The following is a 23,205-nucleotide window of genomic DNA, read 5'->3' on the forward strand; positions in this document are numbered from 1 at the left end:
ATATCGAATCTTGTATCTTTAAAATCGATTAATGCATTCATGAAAAATATTTTATTTCTTACTATTTTCTTAATCTTTTCTCAGTTAAGTAACGCCCAAAAAGATTCGTTACAACTTGGAGATAGATATTCTGAAGATCATTTGTATGCATCTATTTCTTATGCACAATTAATGAATCAGCCAACAGGAATTACTAGAAGTGGCTTTTCTTATGGTATTTCTTTAGGATTTATAAAAGATTTTACGCTAAATAAACAAGGTAATATCGCTGTTGCAGTAGGTGTAGGTTATGGTTATGATTTCTTTAACCATGAGTTAAAAGTAGAAGATGTAAATGGTAATACAACCTTTGATTCAGGTATAGATTTAGAGTCTAATAAATTCTCAGCACACAATTTAGAAATTCCTATTGAATTTAGATGGAGAACGTCCACAGCTAAAAAGTATGATTTCTGGAGAATTTATCCTGGTATTAAGTTCTTATATAACTTCTCTAATAATTTTAATTTTATTGATAACAATACATCTTTTTCTTTTGATGATGTGGCTAGTTATCGAAAATTACAATATGGTTTAACTTTATCTGCAGGATATGATGAATTCAATTTTCATGTTTATTATAGCTTAACACCTCTTTTTGAAAATGCTACTTTAAATGGAGAAGAGATTAATAGTTCTATCATAAAGTTCGGTTTGATATTTTATATCTTATAGCAACCAATACAATCCAAATACAGCACCTATTCCTATAAAAAAGCCCAAGTATACTTCTTTTGGCGTATGCGCTTTTAAATGTAATCTAGCACTTGCTAATAGGCCTGCAATCAAAAAAATAATAATTATAATTGGCATATAAGATCTATTATCTACATAGCTTAACAGCATAAAAAATCCGCAGGAAATACCAATAGATAGTAAGTGAATACTAGATTTTATATTAAAATGAAGTAATATATAGGTAATTATTAATCCAATTGAGGTTGCATAAAAAAGTAAAGATAAATCTTGTAGCGCATCTACATAACTAAATAAATTACCAAGGCCATAAAACAACAAAACCATTAAGCCTATTGGTATTCTCCTTTCCTTCTTGCTTTTGAGTTGATAACTATTAATCAAATTAAATTTCTTTAAAAGAATTAAGAGTAAAAGAGGTAAAATGTAAGTAGCTCCAAAAATTAGAATTAGTGTGACTAATTTTTGATTGCGCTCTATTGCTAATGGTGAAATTAAGAAATAAATGATGACACCAACTGTAGGAATTACAATTGGGTGAAATACAGTTGATATAATTTTGTTAAACCTCACTAAATTTCTTTACGTAAACGAGCAACAGGTAAGTCTAATTGTTCTCTATATTTAGCCACAGTTCTTCGAGCAATTGGGTATCCTTTTTCTTTTAATATACCTGATAATTTTTCGTCAGTTAAAGGCTTCTTTTTGTTTTCTTCTGCAATAACTGTTTCTAAAATTTTCTTTATTTCTCTTGTTGAAACATCTTCTCCCTGATCGTTTTTCATAGATTCAGAAAAGAATTCTTTTATTAATTTAGTTCCATAAGGTGTAGAAACATATTTGCTATTGGCAACTCTAGAAACCGTAGAAACATCCATGTTTATTTTATCTGCAATGTCTTTTAATATCATTGGTTTTAACTTGCGTTCATCACCAGTTAAAAAATAATCATATTGATAATGCATAATGGTGTTCATAGTAACCAATAAAGTCTGCTGACGTTGTTTTATAGCATCTATAAACCATTTAGCAGCATCTAGTTTCTGTTTGATAAAAAACACTGCATCTTTTTGCGATTTACTTTTTGTACTAGATTCTTGATACCCTTTTAACATGTTATTGTACTCTCTAGAAACATGAAGTTCAGGTGCATTTCTTGCATTTAGGGTTAAGTCTAACTCTCCATCTATAATTTTAATAGAAAAATCGGGTACAATTTGTTCTGCAATTTTATTATTGCCTGCATAAGAACTTCCTGGTTTAGGGTTTAACTTAGAAATTTCGGTGTTTATTTCTTTTAATTCATCTTCAGAAATACTGAACTTTTCTTGAAGTTTTTTGTAATGTTTTTTTACAAAATGATCAAAAGCATTTTCTAGAATTTCTATAGCTAAGCTTCTAACTTTATTAGATTCTTTGGTTTTTAATTGAATGATTAAACACTCTTTTAAATCTCTTGCTCCAACTCCTGTTGGATCTAAAGTGTGAATTACCTTTTTTAAAACTTCGACAACCTTTTCCTCTGTGGTAAAAACATTTGCAGTAAAAGCAAGGTCATCTACTAGATCTATAATTTCTCTTCTAATATAACCACTATCATCTATGCTACCTACTAAAAAATCTGCAATAGCTCTTTCTTCCTCATCTAAATTAAATGTGTTTAGTTGATTTACTAAGGATTGATGAAAAGAGGTGCCAGCTGCATAAGGCACATTTTTTTCTTCATCATCAGAAGAGTAATTGTTGGCCTGAGTTTTATAGTTTGGTATTTCATCATCACTCAAATACTCATCTATATTAATATCTTCAGCTTCAATTTTTTCGGTACCAGCATCTTCATATTCATTAGAGAAATCATCGTCTGTATCTGAGGTATCTTTACCTGTATCTAAAGCAGGATTTTCTTCTATTTCTTGTTTCAATCTTTCTTCAAAAGCTTGTGTTGGCAATTGAATCAATTTCATTAATTGAATTTGCTGAGGAGATAACTTTTGTAAGAGTTTATATTGTAAACTTTGTTTTAGCATATACACAAATATAACAAAACGTATAAAATAAAATCGCCATTCTTGTAGGAATGACGATTGAATATTTTATAGAATTTAGTTTCTTAAAATTCTGCATTTTGTGGTGTTCTTGGAAAAGGAATTACATCTCTAATATTACCCATTCCTGTTGCAAATTGTACTAATCTTTCAAATCCAAGACCAAATCCTGAGTGAACTGCTGTACCAAATTTACGAAGGTCTAAATACCACCATAATTCTTTCTCCTCTATATCTAAGGTTTTCATTTTTTCTACCAAAACATCAAAACGTTCTTCTCTTTGAGAACCACCAACAATTTCTCCTATTCCTGGAAAAAGAACATCCATGGCTCTTACCGTTTTTCCATCGTCATTCAAACGCATGTAAAATGCTTTGATATTTGCAGGATAATCAAATAAAATAACAGGACATTTAAAATGCTTTTCTACTAAAAAACGTTCGTGCTCAGATTGTAAATCTGCACCCCATTCATTAATTGGGAATTGAAACTTTTTCTTTTTGTTTGGTTTTGAGTTTCTTAAAATATCAATGGCTTCTGTATAAGAAACACGCTTAAAATTATTGTCTACCACAAACTTAAGTTTTTCAATTAAACTCATTTCGCTTCTTTGTGCTTGTGGCTTGCTTTTTTCTTCTTGGGTTAATCTTTGATCTAAAAACTCTAAATCGTCTTTACATGTTTCTAATACATCTTTTAAAACCGATTTTATAAAGTCTTCAGCCAAGTCCATATTACCATCTAAATCCATAAAGGCAACTTCTGGCTCAATCATCCAAAATTCAGCTAAATGACGAGTAGTATTAGAGTTTTCTGCTCTAAATGTTGGGCCAAAAGTGTAGGCTTTACCCAAAGACATTGCAAAGGTTTCTGCCTCTAGTTGGCCAGAAACAGTTAGGTTGGTTTCCTTACCAAAAAAGTCTTTACTATAATCTATTTTACCATCTTCTGTTACTGGTGCTTTATTATCTTCAAAATTGGTTACCCTAAACATTTCTCCTGCTCCTTCTGCATCAGAACCTGTAATTATAGGCGTGTTAACGTAGTTAAAACCATTTTCTTGAAAGTATTTGTGAACTGCGAAAGAAAGTTTAGAACGCACACGCATAACAGCACTAAACGTATTTGTTCTCATGCGTAAGTGTGCATTTTCTCGCAAAAATTCAAAGCTATGTTTTTTAGGCTGAATTGGGTATTCATCAGGATTTGAATCTCCTAATATTTCAATATCTGCAACCTGAATTTCTACTCTTTGTCCTCTTCCTTGACTCTCTACAATTGTACCTTTAATTGCAATTGCTGCTCCTGTAGTAATTCTTTTTAGTGTTTCTTCTGCAGTGTTTTCAAAATCGATAACACATTGTATATTTTTTATGGTTGAGCCATCATTTAAAGCAATAAATCGATTACTTCTAAATGTTCTAACCCATCCCTTTACATGAACTTCTTGTAAAATTGTACTCGATTCCAATAATTCTGCAACGTTGCTCACTTTCATCTTTACTTTTTTCTTTGATTAATACAATATCATTTTACTAAAGTGTAAAGATACTTTTTTGAGGTTATTCTGGCAATTGAATATTTAAACTTAGTATTCCTAAAAAAATAATGTATTTTAGTGTTCTAAATCCCTGTAAGTAAGCTATGAAACTTAAATTTACATTGGCAATTTTATTGATTGTTTCTAGTGTTTATGCTCAGTCAGAATTATATCCTATTGGAGAAGATGCAAGTGTTAACTTTAATTTTACCAATAAATCTGCCATTGACGAAGCCATACTTTTTGAGGCTAAACCTATAGTTCGTTATAGTTTTTACAACAATATTAAAGATAGATTATTGGTAGATAAGCCTAAAAATGCATCTACAACTTATGCCATATTTTCTCCTCATTTAAGAATGTATAATGAAAATTCTGCACCTGTAAGAATGCCTTCATATAAAGTTGCTTTGGGTTTTCAGCAAGTGTGGAAACTTAAAGTAAGTAAGCTACTTACAACTAATATGATTTCTTTTTTAATTGAAAATGGTCATTATTCAAATGGTCAATCTGGCTGTGCTTTTTCTAGTGATTACAATGATGGTTCTGTGCCTTGTAATTCTATCTATCAAACAATAAATAATAATCAAAATATTAATTTATCTGATTTGGTAAATAGGGAAAATGGTCATTTTCAAACTAATTTTACAACACTCTACCTTAATCATAGAATTAACACAAAATCTAATAAGTCTATTTCATACTCTTTTGGATACACACTTTATCATAAAAACATGTTTTTATTGTTTGATTTAGGTGGTTATAGTGATAATGATATTCAAGTTTATGGCAAACACAGATTTTATTTTGATGCAGAATTTTCGTTCAAATTTTGTAATAATACTTATGGCGTTTTACAGCAAAAACTGGCTCTTATAAATGGTTCGCATCAAAGTATTACCAATTACAGATCAAATACTTCGTTTTCTGTGTTTCCTTTTGATATTACCAAAAACTTCGGATTTAAAATAGCTTATATAAGAGGTTTTGATGATTATAATTTACGTTTTGTAGATAATGTAGATCAATTAACAGTTGGCGTAGTTTTTAGTCCTTTTGGTATTTTTTCATTTGATAATTAATTAAATAAATATGATTAAAAATAAACACTTTGTACTTTTTATTCTTTTATTTTTTTCTTTCGTTCTTAGAGCTCAAGAAAATTCCGATGTAGAAACTAAAATTAATCAACTTTTTCAGAAAGTATATGAAGCTGGTAAGGATACAGAAAAGGCTACTGGATATGGAAAAGAAATTTTAGAATTAGCTGAAAAGCATAAGTTGCCAGAATTCCAAATTAGAGCTTATTTACTTTTAGGTTCTGTAAGTAGTAGAAACCAAAAGTTTGAAGAAAGCATAGGGTATTATTATAAGGCAAAATCATTAGCAAAAAGAACAGGTAATGAAGAATGGTTTTTTAAATCTAATCAGAATATAGGTAACCTTCACTTAAGAACATCTTACTTAGATTCAGCTTTATATTACTTCAATAAATCTGTTGATTATTCAGAAAAGATTGCAGATAATTTTCAGATTGCAACATCAAGAGTAGGTTTGGCAAATACATTTTTTAGACTAAATAAACTAGATTCTGCAATGCTGAATTTTGAAAGAGCCAATGTGAGCATTAATGCGATTAAAGATCAGAGATTTAAAAATCAATCAGGCAGATTATTTGGGAATAACTATATAAGAATGGGCGAAATCTGCTTTCTTAAAAAGGATTATGAATGTGCCATAAATTATGCAGAAAATTCGTTAGAAATTGCAGAGAAATATAACATACCATACATTTTTAAAAGTAGCTTTAGTCTTTTAGGTAGAAGTTACACGAAGTTAGGCAAAACAGCTAAAGCTGAAGAATATTTTGACAAGCAATTAAACTTAGACGTTCGTAAAATTGACCCTAAAAGGATTACAGTAACCGAACCAAGAAATTCAACTGTAATTTCTGAACGCAATTTTGCATTAGATAAAACAATAAAAAAAACTGTAGAAAAAAGGAAATTTTATCAATCTGGTTTGTTTATTAGTTTAATTATAGTCATTATTCTGTTACTTGGTCTTATTTATTACATCAACAAAAAAAGAACTATTGAAAAAGAATTTTTAGTTATTCAAGAAGAGCTAGATCTTCTAAAAAGTAATAAAGAAGACGTTGTTAAAGAGCAAAAATTTCTTAAGCTAAAAAGCAATGCCATTATTAATGTAGCAGATATTTTATATGTAAAGTCAGATGGTCATTATGTAGAATATTATTTGGTTAATAAAGAAAGGCCTGAGATAGATAGGAACACTTTAACTGAGGTTACTAAAGAACTGCCATCAGACACGTTTGTAAGAATGCATAGGTCTTACATTGTAAATATTTACAAAATTAAAATCATCAATTCTACAAAGCTGATGTTAGATAATGGAGTTTGGCTAAATTTATCTAGAACCTATAAGCAACATTTAAAAGATTTACTACAACAACAGGTTAATTACTAAAAACTTTAATTTAAAGGATGTGTTATTCGTGAATAATATCTTGTCATTCACGACATAAATTTAAAAGGTAGCTTTTTTTAGTATTCATTTGTATTGACTTAGAAAAAAAATGAAAAGTCAATTCAAACTATGGAAACTATTTATTCGAGTAATTATTTACAAACCTTTTACGATGTAGAAAGTAATTTAATCATCCAAAAGTGGCTTTCATCTCCAAATTCTTTAGAAATTTTTAAAAGTGAAATGTTAGCATTCGTTTATTTGTATAAAAAATATCGAGCTAAAAATTTACTTTGGTTGCAAAAGAATTTTAGTCTAGAACTTAATTCAGATACACAAATTTGGTTAGAGGAAAATGTAAATATTCCTCTATTAAAAAATGGCAATAAAAAATGTGCTTTTGTAATTGGTAGCGATTTATATGCTCATTTGACCATTTTAGAATCTTTTGATAAATGTCACTCTTGCATTGCACCAAAACATTTTGCGACAGAAAAATTAGCTCGTAAATGGCTCGAAGAAGAGTTGTTAATTTCTCACGGTAGTAGTAAGAAAAGATTCTTTTTTGATGGTTTAGATGATGAAGATAACTTGATAATTAGGCTACCATCAAAGGATATAAAGCATACTTTAAAATCTTTAAATATTTTGTTGGAAAAAGAAAATTTCAAAACTAATAATCAGAAGAAATTTAATTTGCTTACCAATAGAGAAAAAGAAATAATGATGTACATCTCAAAAAGAGAAAATCATCAAACCATTGCAGAAAAGCTATTTATCTCTGTGCATACTGTAAGAACCCACTATAAAAATATAAAAGCCAAACTAAACTTTGAAAGCAATAAAGAGTTATTGAGGTTTATGAATTCTTACGGCTAAATATTATCTAAATATACCTAAAAGTAGGTATTGCTTTCAGTACCATTTTTAATGAATTTTGAACATAAAATAAATAGCTATGAAAACAAAATTATTTTTATTCTTAACTTTTTTCTCATTTTTTGTAAACGCTCAAGTCTCTCAGCAAGAAAGACAAGCATTAATCGATTTTTATAACGCTACAGATGGCGATAATTGGACCAATAATACCAATTGGGATACAGACCCAAACTCTACTTCTGATGTTTCTACTTGGTTTGGGGTTACAACCGTAAATAGTAATGGGCAAGAATATGTTGCTAGATTATTTCTAAATAGTAATAATCTTGTTGGCAATTTACCAGATTTTAAAAATTTAACAAAATTATTGCGTTTGGAAATTGCTAATAATACTATCTCTGGTGAGATTGATATTAACAAATTACCATTAACACTAAATGTTTTACAGTTATCTAGTAACCAAATAACTGGAAGCATCCCAGATTTAACGCCCTTTACTAATTTACTGCATATACAATTAACTCGAAATAAATTTGTAGGAAATGTGTCTGAAAAACTGTTTCCTTCATCAATTCAAACTATTTCAATTGGTTATAATGATATTTCAGGAACATTAGATTTTAGGTCTTTTCCAGATTTAAGAACCATAATACCAGCAGAATCCAATATTAGTTTTTTAAAATTTCCAAGTAATGGAATAATATCATCAGTATTTAATTCAACAACTTCTTTTTCTGTAAAAAATATGCCAAACTTGGCTTTTATTGAAGTACCTAATGTTTCAGGTTTTACAAATTTAAGAGAAGAATATTTCGATTTAGGTTTACGAATTGTTGATTATGACCAAGCAGATCAAACAGCAACTCCAAATGCAAATGAGCGAGAAGCTTTAAAAAAATTATACGAAAACAAATCTTACACGTATGCAAGTACTATTAAATCTGATATAAATGACACAGAGTGGCTAGAAATCGAAGTAATAAATGGAGAAACTAGAGTTACAGAAATTCATGCAACCAATTTAGCCGTAAATGGAGAAATGCCAACAGAAATAGGTGTTTTTACAGAGTTAACACATTTGCATATTCCAAGTTCTGGGATTAATACTATAGCTACAGAACTAAAAAATGTTACAAAATTAGAAGAATTGTATTTGAATAATAATTCTATTACTGAAATTCCTAGTGATTTTTATGATTTGGTAAAATTAAAAACACTAAACCTTAATAACAACCAAATACCTTCAATAGCAAATGGTTTAGGTAATTTTATAGATTTAGAAGAACTCTATTTTAGCAATACACAAGTAGATGTAATACCCACAACAATTGGTAATTTAAAAAAATTACAAATTTTAGAGTTTGCCAATACAAGAATTACTTTATTACCTCCAGAAATTGGTGGTTTAATAGAGCTTACAAGGTTGGTAGCAGCACCCAATAACATTGCAAGTATTCCTAGTGAATTTGGGCAATTAACCAAACTACAGTTTTTAGATTTTGCCAATTGTGAGCTATCAAATACACCTGCTGCTTTTGCCAATTTAACAGAACTACAAACCTTATTTTTAAATGATAATGAGCTGCAAGTAGTTGTTGGTTTAGGTGGTTTTACCAAGTTAAAGTTTTTACGTTTACATAATAACAGATTAGGAGAAGACAACCCAAATTTTAATACTGATTTACCAGAAGATATGTCTGATTTAGTTGATTTGGAAGAGTTGACTTTATATAATAATAAATTGACAAAACTGCCTGCTAATATTGGTAATTTGAATAAGTTGACAGAATTAAGATTGGAAAATAATAGACTAACCAATTTACCAGAATCAATAGGAAACATCATAAGTTTACAGCAATTAACTTTAGATAATAATAACTTAAAGTCACTACCGACAACAATAGGAGCTTTATCTAATTTAAAGATATTGCAATTGACAGGTAATGAATTGACGAGTTTACCAAATGAGATTGGAGATTTATCGAATTTGGAGAATTTAAGTATCGGTCAACAGTCAAAGGTAGAGAATAATGAAACGATAAGGACGTTAACAGCTGTTCCTGCTACATTAACAAACTTGGCAAAGCTTACTAGTTTTTCAGCAAGTTCAAACAAGATAACAGGTTTAGTAGATTTAAGTGGCATAAATACATTACGTTTTATATCTCTTGAAAATAATGAGATTACTGATTTAAAATTAGGGGAAGTACCAACAGGAGTTAGTACCACTTATCGCATTCAGCAAAATCCATTTATCACCTGTGTAGAAGTACCTACTTCACAAATTACTATTTGGGAGCAGCGTTTACAAAGAGATAATGGAGTAGCTATTAGCGATAATTGTACAGGATTTAGAGTTCCACAAAAAGAACGTCAGGCTTTAATAGACTTTTATAATGCTACAGGAGGAGGAGATACTTGGGAAGGAACTAATTGGGATAATGACCCAACAAGATTAACCAACGTTGGCTCTTGGGCTGGAATAACAACAGAGGTTGTTAATAGTCAAAAACACGTTACTAAAATCAATATCACACAGTTTATAGGTATAACAGGACAAATTACAGGAGATATAGCATCATCTATAAAAGATTTGGAAGAATTAACTGAATTAATAATTTCTTCTACAAATTCTAGTTTGAATGCTGATATTGAAAGTTTACCATCAGAAATAGGTCTTTTATCAAAGTTGGTAAAAATAAACTTACAGAGAAATAAGCTTTCAAGTCTACCAAATGAAATAGGAGATTTACCATTATTAGAAGAATTAAATGTACAAGAAAATGAATTAACTAGTTTGCCATCAGGTATTGGAAACGCTGTTGCATTAAAAAACTTGTATGTAAGAAATCAATCGAAGGTCAACCCAACAACAGGTAGTGAACAAACATTAACTAGTTTACCAAATGAAATTGGGAATATTAATACGCTTGAAATTTTGGATGTAAGCTCTAATATATTGGCTACTTTACCATCTACTATTGGCGATTTAGATAATTTGGAAGACTTAACTTTAGATAATAATAACTTAAAGTCACTACCGACAACAATAGGAGCTTTATCTAATTTAAAGATATTGCAATTGACAGGTAATGAATTGACGAGTTTACCAAATGAGATTGGAGATTTATCGAATTTGGAGAATTTAAGTATCGGTCAACAGTCAAAGGTAGAGAATAATGAAACGATAAGGACGTTAACAGCTGTTCCTGCTACATTAACAAACTTGGCAAAGCTTACTAGTTTTTCAGCAAGTTCAAACAAGATAACAGGTTTAGTAGATTTAAGTGGCATAAATACATTACGTTTTATATCTCTTGAAAATAATGAGATTACTGATTTAAAATTAGGGGAAGTACCAACAGGAGTTAGTACCACTTATCGCATTCAGCAAAATCCATTTATCACCTGTGTAGAAGTACCTACTTCACAAATTACTATTTGGGAGCAGCGTTTACAAAGAGATAATGGAGTAGCTATTAGCGATAATTGTACAGGATTTAGAGTTCCACAAAAAGAACGTCAGGCTTTAATAGACTTTTATAATGCTACAGGAGGAGGAGATACTTGGGAAGGAACTAATTGGGATAATGACCCAACAAGATTAACCAACGTTGGCTCTTGGGCTGGAATAACAACAGAGGTTGTTAATAGTCAAAAACACGTTACTAAAATCAATATCACACAGTTTATAGGTATAACAGGACAAATTACAGGAGATATAGCATCATCTATAAAAGATTTGGAAGAATTAACTGAATTAATAATTTCTTCTACAAATTCTAGTTTGAATGCTGATATTGAAAGTTTACCATCAGAAATAGGTCTTTTATCAAAGTTGGTAAAAATAAACTTACAGAGAAATAAGCTTTCAAGTCTACCAAATGAAATAGGAGATTTACCATTATTAGAAGAATTAAATGTACTAAGAAAATGAATTAACTAGTTTGCCATCAGGTATTGGAAACGCTGTTGCATTAAAAAACTTGTATGTAAGAAATCAATCGAAGGTCAACCCAACAACAGGTAGTGAACAAACATTAACTAGTTTACCAAATGAAATTGGGAATATTAATACGCTTGAAATTTTGGATGTAAGCTCTAATATATTGGCTACTTTACCATCTACTATTGGCGATTTAGATAATTTGGAAGACTTAACTTTAGATAATAATAACTTAAAGTCACTACCGACAACAATAGGAGCTTTATCTAATTTAAAGATATTGCAATTGACAGGTAATGAATTGACGAGTTTACCAAATGAGATTGGAGATTTATCGAATTTGGAGAATTTAAGTATCGGTCAACAGTCAAAGGTAGAGAATAATGAAACGATAAGGACGTTAACAGCTGTTCCTGCTACATTAACAAACTTGGCAAAGCTTACTAGTTTTTCAGCAAGTTCAAACAAGATAACAGGTTTAGTAGATTTAAGTGGCATAAATACATTACGTTTTATATCTCTTGAAAATAATGAGATTACTGATTTAAAATTAGGGGAAGTACCAACAGGAGTTAGTACCACTTATCGCATTCAGCAAAATCCATTTATCACCTGTGTAGAAGTACCTACTTCACAAATTACTATTTGGGAGCAGCGTTTACAAAGAGATAATGGAGTAGCTATTAGCGATAATTGTACAGGATTTAGAGTTCCACAAAAAGAACGTCAGGCTTTAATAGACTTTTATAATGCTACAGGAGGAGGAGATACTTGGGAAGGAACTAATTGGGATAATGACCCAACAAGATTAACCAACGTTGGCTCTTGGGCTGGAATAACAACAGAGGTTGTTAATAGTCAAAAACACGTTACTAAAATCAATATCACACAGTTTATAGGTATAACAGGACAAATTACAGGAGATATAGCATCATCTATAAAGGATTTGGAAGAATTAACTGAATTAATAATTTCTTCTACAAATTCTAGTTTGAATGCTGATATTGAAAGTTTACCATCAGAAATAGGTCTTTTATCAAAGTTGGTAAAAATAAACTTACAGAGAAATAAGCTTTCAAGTCTACCAAATGAAATAGGAGATTTACCATTATTAGAAGAATTAAATGTACAAGAAAATGAATTAACTAGTTTGCCATCAGGTATTGGAAACGCTGTTGCATTAAAAAACTTGTATGTAAGAAATCAATCGAAGGTCAACCCAACAACAGGTAGTGAACAAACATTAACTAGTTTACCAAATGAAATTGGGAATATTAATACGCTTGAAATTTTGGATGTAAGCTCTAATTTAATTAGTGAATTGCAATTCAATTTTGAAAAATTAGAAAAACTAAAAACTTTAAACTTAAATTACAACAGAATATCAGGTAATTTAGATTTAATTAACCAAAAAGTAATTACATCTTTAAATATTCAGTATAATAATATTAATACTTTAAAATTAAATGTGTCACCAACAACATTTGGTTCTAATGTAGGAAGTTTTTCAGCAAATAGAAACGCTCTAGGTTGTATAGAAGTACCAACAGATGAGTTAGTGGCTTGGCAATTGTCTGAAGCAAATGAAGCAAATAATAAAATAGATAATGGTGTAGTCTATTCAGACAATTGTGCAGCAGTTACCAACAATTCTATTCCAGATACAGAAAGAGACGCTTTAATTGCTTTATATAACAACACAAAAGGCGATGATTGGAGAAACGATTTATCTGGTTCTTATAATGGGGTGACTTGGGTTAATGATGCTACTCAAAAAAGAAATGTAGGTGCTTGGTTTGGGGTAACTACTGCAATAATTAACGGTCAAAAACATGTTGCCAAAGTTGAGTTGAATAGCAATCTATTGGATGGTACTATTCCATCAGTAATTAAAAATTTAACGCAATTAAAGGAGCTAGAATTCAATAGTAATGCTATTTCAGAAATTCCTTCTGAAATAGGTGACTTGGCTAATTTGGAACAACTAACGTTTACGAATCAATATCATTCTGAGAACCAAGAATATGTTTTAAAGAGCATCCCAACAGAAATTAATAACATTGTCTCTTTAAAAAGATTAGAATTAAGCTCTAATCAATTAGAAGGAAATTTAGATTTTTCAAATTTGGTTAATTTAGACAATTTATCAGTTTCATCTAATCAAATAACAGGTTTAAGAATAGGCACTTCGCCATCAGTTTTTGATAATGGCTATGATTCTGAAAGACAGTATCGTAGAAGTTTTGATTTTTCAAATCAATATTTAAATTGTGTTGCTGTGCCTCAAAATACAGTTGCAGATTGGGAAGCAAGTTCTTTTGCAACAAGTGCACCAAGTATTGTTTGGGGGCAAGATTGTACGCTTTATAACAATGTGCCTGAGAAAGAAATTCAAGCTTTAGTAGATTTGTATAATAATTTAGATGGTGCAAATTGGGTTAATAAAACCAATTGGGATGGTAATTTAGCTAGAGCAATGATAAACAACCCATTTAACGCTACTAAATGGCAAGGTATAACTACTAAAATAGTAAATGGAGAAAAACATATAACAGATATATCGCTTAGTAATAATGGCTTGAAGGGTGAACTACCAGAAAGTTTTGGAGATTTAACGAAGCTAGTAAACTTACAATTAAGTTCTAATGAAATTTCAGGTAATCTTCCCGCAAGTTTTGGTAATTTAACTGCATTAAAAGCTATTTATTTAAATAGTAATTCTATAGAAGGTTTACCTGTAGAGTTAGGTAATTTGTCAACCTTAGAAACTGTTTATCTTCAAAATAATGAAATCTTTGGTCAATTACCAGACTTGACAAATAATGCAAACTTGGCACAATTATTTATTAATGGTAATAAACTGCAATTTGGAGATTTTGAAAATGAATTCAATTCATATCAAAATTTACAGGCATTTAGTTACACAAATCAAGCTAAGGTTGGTGAAGAACAAGTTATAGATTTTGGCGAAGGTTATAGTACAACCTTTACAGCAGAAGTGTCAGGTGTAAATAATACATATCAATGGTATAAGAACTTTTCATCAATTACAAATGAAACAAATAAAACTTTAGTAATAACTAACGCTAATCAGCAAGATGCAGGTTCATATTATTGTAAAGTGTCTAATACAGTAATAACTAATTTAGATATTGACACAGAAACAATTACACTAAATTTTGATGCTGCTCTTTCTACAGAGGATAATAGTCTAATAAATGAGATTTCTTTATATCCAAACCCAGTAAGTGGAATATTACAGATCAAAATTAGTAATGACATTTCAATAGAAGAAGTAGAAGTATTTAACACTATTGGAAAAAAAGTTAGAGTATTTCATAAACCAAAAGATATAATTAATCTTACCAGTTTATCTAAAGGTATTTACATAATTAATATGATTACAGAAAAAGGAAAAGTTACAAAAAGAATAGTGAAAAAGTAAAAAGTGTTTTTTAATTATGTTAGTAAACCAGATGCTTGTAAAGTGTCTGGTTTTTTTATATTTATAAAAAATTAGGCGGATGAAAAATCATATATCAGTAAAACGAATTTTTCAACAAATTAAGGCAGATGCTATAGGTAAAGATTCACATAGAGGAATTACGTTAACCTATGCTTGGCTGGCCAATCAATTTGGACATATATCTCTGGGTTTCATTCCATCATTTCTAGTATATCAATTATTTGATGTAACTCCTTTAAAATCTGCATTGTACGTAAGTTTATTTTGGCTTTGTTTTGAAGCCTATAATTTTTTAGGTCCTTTATTACTTAAAAAAGAATCGCAATCGGATGCTGTTTATATACCTAAAAAATCCAATTATAAGTTTAAACCCAAATGGCTTAATGTTGCTTTTGACACCTTTACTGATGTTTGTTTTTTTGCTTTAGGAGCTTGTTTATTTTGCCTTAGCATGATTGGTTTTGAGAATAAAACAATAAACATAGTTTTCATAGTGCTTTTCATTTATTTGTTAATTGCTGGCAGGTATTGGTTCATTACTAAAATGTATCAATTTTATGCACGTTTCCCTTTTCAGTTTAGATTAAGTCAGTGGGATTTTAACATCAGTAAAGGTCAAAAAGATATTGTTGATGACTTTTTGAGTGCTACAGATGTTGGAAATCATTTGTTAATTTATGGTAATTTAAATACAGGGAAAACTAGTTTGGGAGTAGGTATTTTAAATGAATTAAGTATAAAGAATTATGCCTGTTTGTATGTAAATGCCATTAAATTGTACAATTATCTTTTTAAAGATGAGAATGACGTGTTAGAAGCTCATGAAATTTGGGATTGGAGAGGAGCCGAGTTTTTAATGATAGATGATATAAATCCAACAGATCCTATAAAGGAAGAACTTATAAAACCTGAAAAGTTATTGTCCTTTATAGATAATTTTGGAAAACCAAATTGTAACAATAGAAAAACGTTGCAAAATAAAAACGTAATATGGGTTTTAGGCAATAGAGAAATTGCTACAGATTCTTGGGCAGCAATGCTTATTTCAATGGGAATTCAACAAGATAAAATTAGCACGATAATTCTGTAAGATTATAGAATATAATTATCGTAAGAAAAACTAATTAAATGTGGTAAACTGTTTACTTTAAATCTTTTATATAAAGGTATGATGCGCTTTTCTATCGCAGACTGACTCACATTTAGCTTATTAGCAATCTCTTTAAAGGCAAATCCTTTTGCAGCTAGTTCTAATGCTTCTTTTTCTCTATTAGAAATACGAAATTCACTAAAAAGTTCTTGGTCTAAACTTTCTTCAAAATTAGAAGTTTCTGGTCCAAAAACTGCATATTGCATAATGTTTCCTAACTTTCTGGAATGTAATTTTTCTGATATTCCAATAACTTCAAGAATTTGTCCATTATGAGATTTGTATATACCTACTCTTGAGAATAAAGGAACTATGGTTCCGTTCTTATGTATTTTTTCTACTTCAATTGTAAAACTGTATTTATCTAAATCCTTATCTAAAGTATTTAAGTATTGCAGAGCTTTGTCATTCAATTCATTAGAAAAATTAAAGTGTCTTTTAGAGGTGGAATTTACAATTTTATAAAGGGTAATTTCATCATTTTTATAACCCAACAATTCTTCCCATCCATTAGCAAATACCATTCTTTGTTTTACAAAAGAATAGATATAAACAGCTTGCCCCATAAATAGCGGAACCTTCTCTTTATATTCATTATACAAAGGATCTTCAATGTCAAAAGGAACATCAGAAACTCTTTCTCTAGTGTATTTACCAAACTCACTTTTCATAAGTCTAAGATACAAAAACTGCGTAAAAACACAGTTGTAAATTATAGAATACTAGCTTATTTTTGATATAAATCTATTGAACAAGAAATAAAAATTGCTATGAAAAGAAATGTTTGATATATTTATTATAATCCTCCAAGATAAGCCTTTACTAATAAGTTAATTAGTAAAGGTTTTTTATTTAGAAGGCTCTTCTAAATCTTTGGGTGGTATAATTTTCATTGCAGGTTCTCTGAACACTTTTTTGTTGGCAATCTTCTTTTCGAATGTTAAAAGTAAAGATGGTAAAAGTAGTAGGTTAGATACCATTGCTAATAATAGTGTTACAGAAACCAAACCACCAAGTGCAATTGTACCTCCAAAGCTAGAAAGTGTAAATACTAAAAAGCCAAAAAATAATACAATTGATGTGTAGAACATACTCACTCCAGTTTCACGCAAAGCTGCATAAACAGAGGGTTTAATTTTCCATTTATTTGAGATCAATTCCTGTCTGTATTTTGCTAGGAAATGTATAGTATCATCAACAGAAATTCCAAATGCTATACTAAATACTAATATCGTTGATGGTTTTATTGGAATATCTAAAAAGCCCATAAGACCTGCTGTAATTAACAATGGTAATATGTTAGGAATTAGAGAAATTAGTATCATTTGCGGTGATCTAAACATCCAAGCCATAAACAATGCAATCAGTAAAATGGCTAAGGATAAAGAGAATACCAAATTGGTTATTAAATAATTTGTTCCTTTAATAAATACTAAGGCTTTACCTGTAATAGAAACAGCATACTTTTCAGAAGGAAACTCCTTATCAATTACAGCTTGTAAACGTTCTTGAATAATATCCATTTTATCTGTACCAATATCTTTCATAAACGTGGTAATTCTTGCATAACGTCCTGTAGAATCTACAAAAGTATTCAGCATTCCAGCATCAGAATTAGAGTTTTTGGTATAAGAAAATATATAACTTTGTTCTTGACTTGTGGGCAACTGATAGTATTTTGGATTCCCCTTATAATAGGCTTGCTTAGAGTATTTAACCAAATTAACTATTGATATTGGCTTAGATAATTCAGGAAAAGATTCAATAGTTTCATTAAGTTCATCCATCTTTTTCAAGGTGGATAATTTCATAACACCTTTGTCCTTTTTAGTATCTATAAAAATTTCTAAAGGCATAATACCACCAAATTCTTTTTCGAAAAATTTAATGTCTTTATAGAAGCCCATACTTTTAGGCATGTCTTCTATTAAGCTACCAGAAACTCTAATTTTATAAACACCAATAATACCTAAAACAATAACAATAACTGTGGCAAAATAAATGGCAATTCTTTGTTCTTTTACGGTTTTTTCCATCCAATTTACCACATTTTCAATCCATCTTCTTTCTAAATGATTTAAATGCTTCTTTTTAGGTAAAGGCATAAAACTGTATATGATTGGAATAATCAATAAAGCAAGAATAAATATACTTACAATATTTACGGAAGCTAGAATTCCAAATTCACGTAAAAGCGAACTTTTTACAAATACAAAGGTTGCAAAACCAGATGCAGTTGTAATATTGGTCATTAAAGTAGCATTCCCAATTTTAGAAATTACTCTTTGTAATGCCTTCGCTTGCTGACCGTGTTTTTTTATTTCTTGTTGATACTTATTAATTAAGAATACAGCATTTGGTACACCAATAACAATTATTAAAGGTGGTATTAAGGCTGATAATACTGTGATTTCAAATCGAAATAAACCAATAAATCCAAAAGCCCAAGTTACACCAACCATTACTACTAAAAGAGTGATGAATGTTGCTCTGTAAGACCTAAAGAAGAAGAAAAATATTACTGCTGTTATTAAAAGGGCACCACCAACAAATAAAATTATCTCATCTTGAATGTTTTGGGCGTTTAATGTTCTAATATATGGCATACCAGAAATTCGAACATCTACATTGTAATCCTTTTCAAATTTTTCAATAATGGGAATTAATGTATTGAAGATGAAATCTCTCCTTTTCGGAGTATTTATAATTTCTCTTTTAATGTAAATGGCAGTCTGTAAAGTACCAGTCTCCTTATTAAATAGAAGATTGTCGTAGAAAGGTAGCTTTTCAAAAAGTTGATCTTTTATAGTTTCAACTTCTGCTTTAGTAGAAGGCTCTTTATCATATAAAGGCTCTAAAATAAATTTTCGTTGTTTACGGTCTGCTTTTAATTTTTGAACATCAGCAATAGAAAGTGTAAAGTCAATTTCATCTAAATCATTAAATTGATTAACTAAACTATTCCAAGCATTAAATTTGGCTGGTGTAAATACTGTAGAATCTTTAATACCTAAAATAACCAGGTTGCCTTCTTCACCAAAAATTTCTAAAAATTTGTTGTATTCTAAATTAGCTTCATGATTTTCTGGTAACAAATTAGCTTCTGTATATGAAAATTTCATATACTTCATTTGAGAAGCCAACAAAGCTGTAATTATTGCAATGCCTATTAAAACCAAATAACGGTTTCTTAAGATGATACCTGCAACTTTAGTCCAAAAATTCATTCACTATTTTTATAAAGGGTAATTGTATTGATAAAAAAAGAGTGTTTGTAAAACACTCTTTTAATTTTGCTTTCGAAATCTTAGATTGTCATGATCTCTTTTTCTTTGACAGCTAATTTTTCATCTATATTTTTAACGTAGGTATCTGTTAGCTTTTGAACATCATCTTCAGCTATTTTTTTCATATCATCAGAAATCTCTACTTTTTTAATATCGTTATTTGCATCTTTTCTAGCATTTCTAACACCAACTTTAGCATGTTCTGCTTCTGCTTTTGCTTGTTTTGCTAATCCTTTTCTGCGTTCTTCAGTTAATGGTGGTACATTAATCATAATTAAATCACCATTATTCATTGGGTTTAAACCAAGATTTGCAATTTGAATTGCTTTTTCTATTGGTTGTAACATGTTTTTCTCCCAAGGTTGTATGCTTAAAGTTCTAGCATCTGGCGTATTTACATTTGCTACTTGGCTTAATGGAGTTTGAGAACCATAATAATCTACCATAACTGTACTTAGCATAGCAGGTGTTGCTTTACCAGCTCTAATAGATACCAATTCTTTTTCTAAATGCGTAATTGCATTACCCATTGCTTCTTTAGCCGTATCTAAAATAAATTCAATTTCTTCGTTCATCTTTTTAAAATTTAAAAAGTTAGATTTTAATTTTCTACAATTGTACCAACCTTTTCTCCAGAAACTAATCGAATTAAGTTTCCTTGTTTATTCATATCAAAAATAATGATTGGTAATTTATTTTCTTCACTTAATGTAAAAGCAGTCATATCCATAACTTTTAAACCTTTATTTATTACATCTTTAAATGTAATAGATTCAAATTTTACAGCATCTTTTACTTTTTCTGGGTCTGCATTATACACACCATCAACTCTAGTACCTTTTAAAATAGCATCTGCTTGTATTTCTATTGCTCTTAAAACAGCTGCTGTATCTGTCGTAAAATATGGGTTACCTGTACCAGCACCAAAAATAACAACTCTTCCTTTTTCTAAATGACGAATTGCTTTTCGTTTAATGTAAGGTTCAGCAACTTCTTTTATTTCTAAAGCAGTTTGTAGACGGGTGTGTACATCTTCATCTTCTAAAGCACTTTGCAATGCTAAACCATTTATACAAGTAGCTAACATACCCATATGATCACCTTGAACACGATCCATACCATTTGCAGCACCTGCAACACCTCTAAAAATATTTCCACCACCAATTACAATAGCAACTTCAATACCTTTTTCTACAACCTCTTTAATTTCTTTAGCATATTCTGCAAGGCGTTTAGGGTCTATTCCATATTGACGTTCACCCATTAACGCTTCTCCACTTAATTTTAAAAGGACTCTTTTGTATTGCATTTTATATTGCTGTTTGAATTTCTTTCTTAAAAATAAGAAATTTTGAGTTGTGCAAAATTAATGTTTTTTTTTATTTATAATGAAATGTGTCTTATAGTTTTAGTTTTTAAATATTTAACTAAAACGAAATAACTGAAATTGAACTATTTAAACTTTTGTGGGCTTAATTAAATTGACTAATTTTGCACTCGATTTTTTAAGAACTAGAGATTAATAAGAAATGAATATTACAAAAGAAAACGTAGATGCATTAAATGCAGTTGTAAAAGTTGATATTGTTGCAGATGACTATCAAGCTAAAGTAACAGAGGTTTTAACAGATTATCGTAAAAAAGCAGACATTCCAGGTTTTAGAAAAGGTCATGTACCAATGGGAATGATTAAAAAGCAGTATGGTAAGTCTGTAATGATCGATGAAGTTAACAAACTTATACAAGATTCATTAAATAAATTTTTAACTGAAGAAAAGTTAGATATTTTAGGGAACCCTTTACCAAGAGTAAACGAAGACTTTAATTGGGATGCAGATACTTTTACATTTGAATTCGAATTAGGTTTAGCACCAGAATTTGATGTTGATTTATCAGCAAAAAACAAAGTTAAACAGTACAATATTGTTGCTACTGAAGAGTTGATTGATGAAGAAGTGAAAAATATTCAGACTCGTTATGGAAAAATGAGTGCCATAGAGGAAGCAACTGAGCACTCTAATGTAACTGGTACTTTTGTAAATGAAGAAGCAGGTATCAACAAAAAATCTACTTTCTTAGTAAATGATTTAAAGGGTAAAAAGAACGAGAAAAAAGTAATTGGTGCTAAAGTAGGCGATGTTATAGAATTAGGTACTAAGAAACTTTTTGAAGACGATCATAAATTACAACACATTTTAGGTGTAGAGCATGATGTAATTCATGATTTAGATGTAACAGTAACTTTAACTGTAGAAGATATTACTAAAACAGAACCAGCTGATTTAGATAAAGAATTGTTCGATAAACTTTTTGTAGATGGTAGTGTTTCTACTGTAACCGAATTAAGAGAAAAAATTAAGGAAGATGCAGAAAAACAATTCGCACAACAAGGAGATCAGCAATTGTTAAATGCTGTACAAGAGTATTTAATTGAAAATACAAAGTTTGATTTACCTGCAGAATTTCTTAAAAAATGGTTAGCAACTGCTGGTGAAAAAGAATTAACAGCTGAAGAAGCTGCTGCTGAATATGAAAAATCAGAAAAAGGATTACGTTATCAATTAATCGAAGGTAAGATTATGAAAGATAATGATATCAAATTAGATTATAAAGAATTAGTAGATTATGCTAAAGGATTTATCCGTCAGCAAATGGCTCAATTTGGTAACATGAATCCAGAAGAAAAAGAGTTAGATGATATTGCTGGTAGAATCTTACAAAACCAAGATGAAGCTCAAAAATTGCAAGGGCAATTAATTAGCCAGAAATTGTTAGCTTTCCTTAAAGAAAACATGAACTTTAAAACAAAAGAAGTTACTTACGAAGAGTTTATTAAAGAAGTTTATAAATAAGCTTAAGTAGCAATCTAAAAGTAGTTTTAGAATGCAATAAATATTAAAAACCTGAGCTTTTGAGCTCAGGTTTTTCGTTTTAAAATGTAACACAATATTAAGAGAATAGTTCTTATCTTTACACAACCAATAATTTAAAGACTTTAAGACATGAATTACGGAAAAGAGTTCGAAAAATACGCTACTAAACATCATGGTATTAGTAGTACTAGCTATACAAAAATCACAAGTAGTTTAACTCCATATATTATGGAAGAACGCCAAATGAATATTACTCAAATGGATGTTTTTTCGCGTTTAATGATGGATAGAATTATATTTCTAGGAACAGGAATTAATGATCAAGTAGCAAATATTATACAAGCACAGTTATTGTTTTTAGAAAGTGTAGATGCCAATAAAGACATATCAATTTACATTAATTCTCCAGGAGGAGGTGTATATGCAGGTTTAGGTATTTATGATACCATGCAATTCATAAAACCAGATGTTGCTACAATTTGTACAGGTATGGCTGCATCTATGGGAGCTGTTTTAATGTGTGCAGGAGAAAAAGGGAAACGTTCTGCTTTACCTCATTCAAGAATTATGATTCATCAACCTTTAGGAGGTGCTCAAGGTCAGGCTTCAGACATCGAAATTACTGCAAGAGAAATCTTAAAATTAAAAGATGAGTTGTATGCAATTATAGCGAATCATTCAGGTCAAACTGTAGAAAAAGTACATAACGATTCTGATAGAGATTATTGGATGAAAGCAGATGAAGCTAAAGAATATGGAATGATTGATGAAGTTTTAGCTAGAAAATAAAGCC

At 29.8% G+C, this 23,205-nt stretch carries 16 protein-coding genes; 9 read left to right on the top strand and 7 right to left on the bottom strand.

Translation table 11 applies throughout. The annotated features are described in order from the left end of the window. The first annotated feature begins 39 nt into the window (after positions 1-39). Positions 40-714: a porin family protein gene (locus tag MED152_RS10815; RefSeq protein ID WP_015481923.1), complete on the top strand. Its 675-nt coding sequence runs from the start codon at positions 40-42 to the stop codon at positions 712-714. Here the strand turns inward: MED152_RS10815 and MED152_RS10820 are convergent. The 3 genes from MED152_RS10820 to asnS form a co-directional block, all read right to left on the bottom strand. After that, a complete protein-coding gene (locus MED152_RS10820; RefSeq protein WP_015481924.1) occupies positions 709-1,308 on the bottom strand; it encodes a hypothetical protein in 600 nt (199 codons plus the stop codon). The genes MED152_RS10815 and MED152_RS10820 overlap by 6 nt on opposite strands. Then, positions 1,308-2,762 carry an RNA polymerase factor sigma-54 gene (gene rpoN / locus MED152_RS10825; RefSeq protein WP_015481925.1) on the bottom strand — a complete coding sequence of 485 codons (1,455 nt, stop codon included), beginning with the start codon at positions 2,760-2,762 and terminating at the stop codon, positions 1,308-1,310. Before rpoN ends, MED152_RS10820 begins: the two co-directional genes overlap by 1 nt. 83 nt (positions 2,763-2,845) lie before the next feature. Continuing rightward, on the bottom strand, positions 2,846-4,279 hold the full coding sequence (gene asnS / locus MED152_RS10830) for an asparagine--tRNA ligase (protein ID WP_015481926.1): 1,434 nt from the start codon (positions 4,277-4,279) through the stop codon (positions 2,846-2,848). Positions 4,280-4,425: 146 nt separating this feature from the next. Here asnS and MED152_RS10835 point away from each other — a divergent pair, with 146 nt between their 5' ends. The 6 genes from MED152_RS10835 to MED152_RS10860 all read left to right on the top strand — a co-directional run bounded on the left by MED152_RS10835 (position 4,426) and on the right by MED152_RS10860 (position 16,192). Further along, positions 4,426-5,403, top strand: a complete 978-nt coding sequence (locus MED152_RS10835) for a hypothetical protein (RefSeq protein ID WP_015481927.1) — start codon at positions 4,426-4,428, stop codon at positions 5,401-5,403. Between the two features lie 10 nt (positions 5,404-5,413). Beyond that, a complete protein-coding gene (locus MED152_RS10840; RefSeq protein WP_015481928.1) occupies positions 5,414-6,811 on the top strand; it encodes a LytTR family transcriptional regulator DNA-binding domain-containing protein in 1,398 nt (465 codons plus the stop codon). 129 nt (positions 6,812-6,940) lie between these two features. Further along, positions 6,941-7,690, top strand: a complete 750-nt coding sequence (locus tag MED152_RS13430; protein WP_015481929.1) for a response regulator transcription factor — start codon at positions 6,941-6,943, stop codon at positions 7,688-7,690. A 79-nt stretch (positions 7,691-7,769) separates the two neighbouring features. Continuing rightward, positions 7,770-11,627, top strand: a complete 3,858-nt coding sequence (locus MED152_RS10850; RefSeq protein ID WP_015481930.1) for a leucine-rich repeat domain-containing protein — start codon at positions 7,770-7,772, stop codon at positions 11,625-11,627. Positions 11,628-11,637: 10 nt separating this feature from the next. Then, positions 11,638-15,081 (top strand): T9SS type A sorting domain-containing protein, encoded by a 3,444-nt coding sequence (locus MED152_RS10855; protein ID WP_015481931.1) that lies wholly within the window; start codon positions 11,638-11,640, stop codon positions 15,079-15,081. 79 nt (positions 15,082-15,160) lie between these two features. Continuing rightward, on the top strand, positions 15,161-16,192 hold the full coding sequence (locus MED152_RS10860) for an ATP-binding protein (RefSeq protein WP_015481932.1): 1,032 nt from the start codon (positions 15,161-15,163) through the stop codon (positions 16,190-16,192). A 2-nt stretch (positions 16,193-16,194) separates the two neighbouring features. Here MED152_RS10860 and MED152_RS10865 read toward each other — a convergent pair whose 3' ends face one another. From MED152_RS10865 to pyrH, 4 genes are all read right to left on the bottom strand, one after another. Beyond that, a complete protein-coding gene (locus MED152_RS10865; RefSeq protein ID WP_015481933.1) occupies positions 16,195-16,923 on the bottom strand; it encodes a LuxR C-terminal-related transcriptional regulator in 729 nt (242 codons plus the stop codon). Between the two features lie 177 nt (positions 16,924-17,100). Beyond that, positions 17,101-19,479 (bottom strand): RND family transporter, encoded by a 2,379-nt coding sequence (locus MED152_RS10870; RefSeq protein ID WP_015481934.1) that lies wholly within the window; start codon positions 19,477-19,479, stop codon positions 17,101-17,103. An 80-nt stretch (positions 19,480-19,559) separates the two neighbouring features. Further along, positions 19,560-20,114: a ribosome recycling factor gene (gene frr / locus MED152_RS10875; protein ID WP_015481935.1), complete on the bottom strand. Its 555-nt coding sequence runs from the start codon at positions 20,112-20,114 to the stop codon at positions 19,560-19,562. 26 nt (positions 20,115-20,140) lie between these two features. Then, a complete protein-coding gene (gene pyrH, locus MED152_RS10880; protein WP_015481936.1) occupies positions 20,141-20,848 on the bottom strand; it encodes a UMP kinase in 708 nt (235 codons plus the stop codon). A 220-nt stretch (positions 20,849-21,068) separates the two neighbouring features. On the opposite strand from pyrH, the gene tig reads away from it, so the two are divergent. Together tig and clpP are read left to right on the top strand one after the other, a co-directional pair. Beyond that, positions 21,069-22,391 carry a trigger factor gene (gene tig / locus MED152_RS10885; RefSeq protein ID WP_015481937.1) on the top strand — a complete coding sequence of 441 codons (1,323 nt, stop codon included), beginning with the start codon at positions 21,069-21,071 and terminating at the stop codon, positions 22,389-22,391. 150 nt (positions 22,392-22,541) lie between these two features. Continuing rightward, a complete protein-coding gene (gene clpP, locus MED152_RS10890; protein WP_015481938.1) occupies positions 22,542-23,201 on the top strand; it encodes an ATP-dependent Clp endopeptidase proteolytic subunit ClpP in 660 nt (219 codons plus the stop codon). The last annotated feature ends 4 nt before the right edge of the window (positions 23,202-23,205 follow it).

The organism is Polaribacter sp. MED152 (assembly GCF_000152945.2).
Lineage (GTDB): Bacteria > Bacteroidota > Bacteroidia > Flavobacteriales > Flavobacteriaceae > Polaribacter.

Coding starts and splice junctions, on each gene's coding strand:
- MED152_RS10815 (WP_015481923.1), top strand. CDS start 40: ATGAAAAATATTTTATTTCTTACTATTTTCTTAATCTTTTCTCAGTTA.
- rpoN (WP_015481925.1), bottom strand. CDS start 2,762: ATGCTAAAACAAAGTTTACAATATAAACTCTTACAAAAGTTATCTCCT.
- asnS (WP_015481926.1), bottom strand. CDS start 4,279: ATGAAAGTGAGCAACGTTGCAGAATTATTGGAATCGAGTACAATTTTA.
- MED152_RS10835 (WP_015481927.1), top strand. CDS start 4,426: ATGAAACTTAAATTTACATTGGCAATTTTATTGATTGTTTCTAGTGTT.
- MED152_RS10840 (WP_015481928.1), top strand. CDS start 5,414: ATGATTAAAAATAAACACTTTGTACTTTTTATTCTTTTATTTTTTTCT.
- MED152_RS13430 (WP_015481929.1), top strand. CDS start 6,941: ATGGAAACTATTTATTCGAGTAATTATTTACAAACCTTTTACGATGTA.
- MED152_RS10850 (WP_015481930.1), top strand. CDS start 7,770: ATGAAAACAAAATTATTTTTATTCTTAACTTTTTTCTCATTTTTTGTA.
- MED152_RS10860 (WP_015481932.1), top strand. CDS start 15,161: ATGAAAAATCATATATCAGTAAAACGAATTTTTCAACAAATTAAGGCA.
- MED152_RS10865 (WP_015481933.1), bottom strand. CDS start 16,923: ATGAAAAGTGAGTTTGGTAAATACACTAGAGAAAGAGTTTCTGATGTT.
- MED152_RS10870 (WP_015481934.1), bottom strand. CDS start 19,479: ATGAATTTTTGGACTAAAGTTGCAGGTATCATCTTAAGAAACCGTTAT.
- frr (WP_015481935.1), bottom strand. CDS start 20,114: ATGAACGAAGAAATTGAATTTATTTTAGATACGGCTAAAGAAGCAATG.
- pyrH (WP_015481936.1), bottom strand. CDS start 20,848: ATGCAATACAAAAGAGTCCTTTTAAAATTAAGTGGAGAAGCGTTAATG.
- tig (WP_015481937.1), top strand. CDS start 21,069: ATGAATATTACAAAAGAAAACGTAGATGCATTAAATGCAGTTGTAAAA.
- clpP (WP_015481938.1), top strand. CDS start 22,542: ATGAATTACGGAAAAGAGTTCGAAAAATACGCTACTAAACATCATGGT.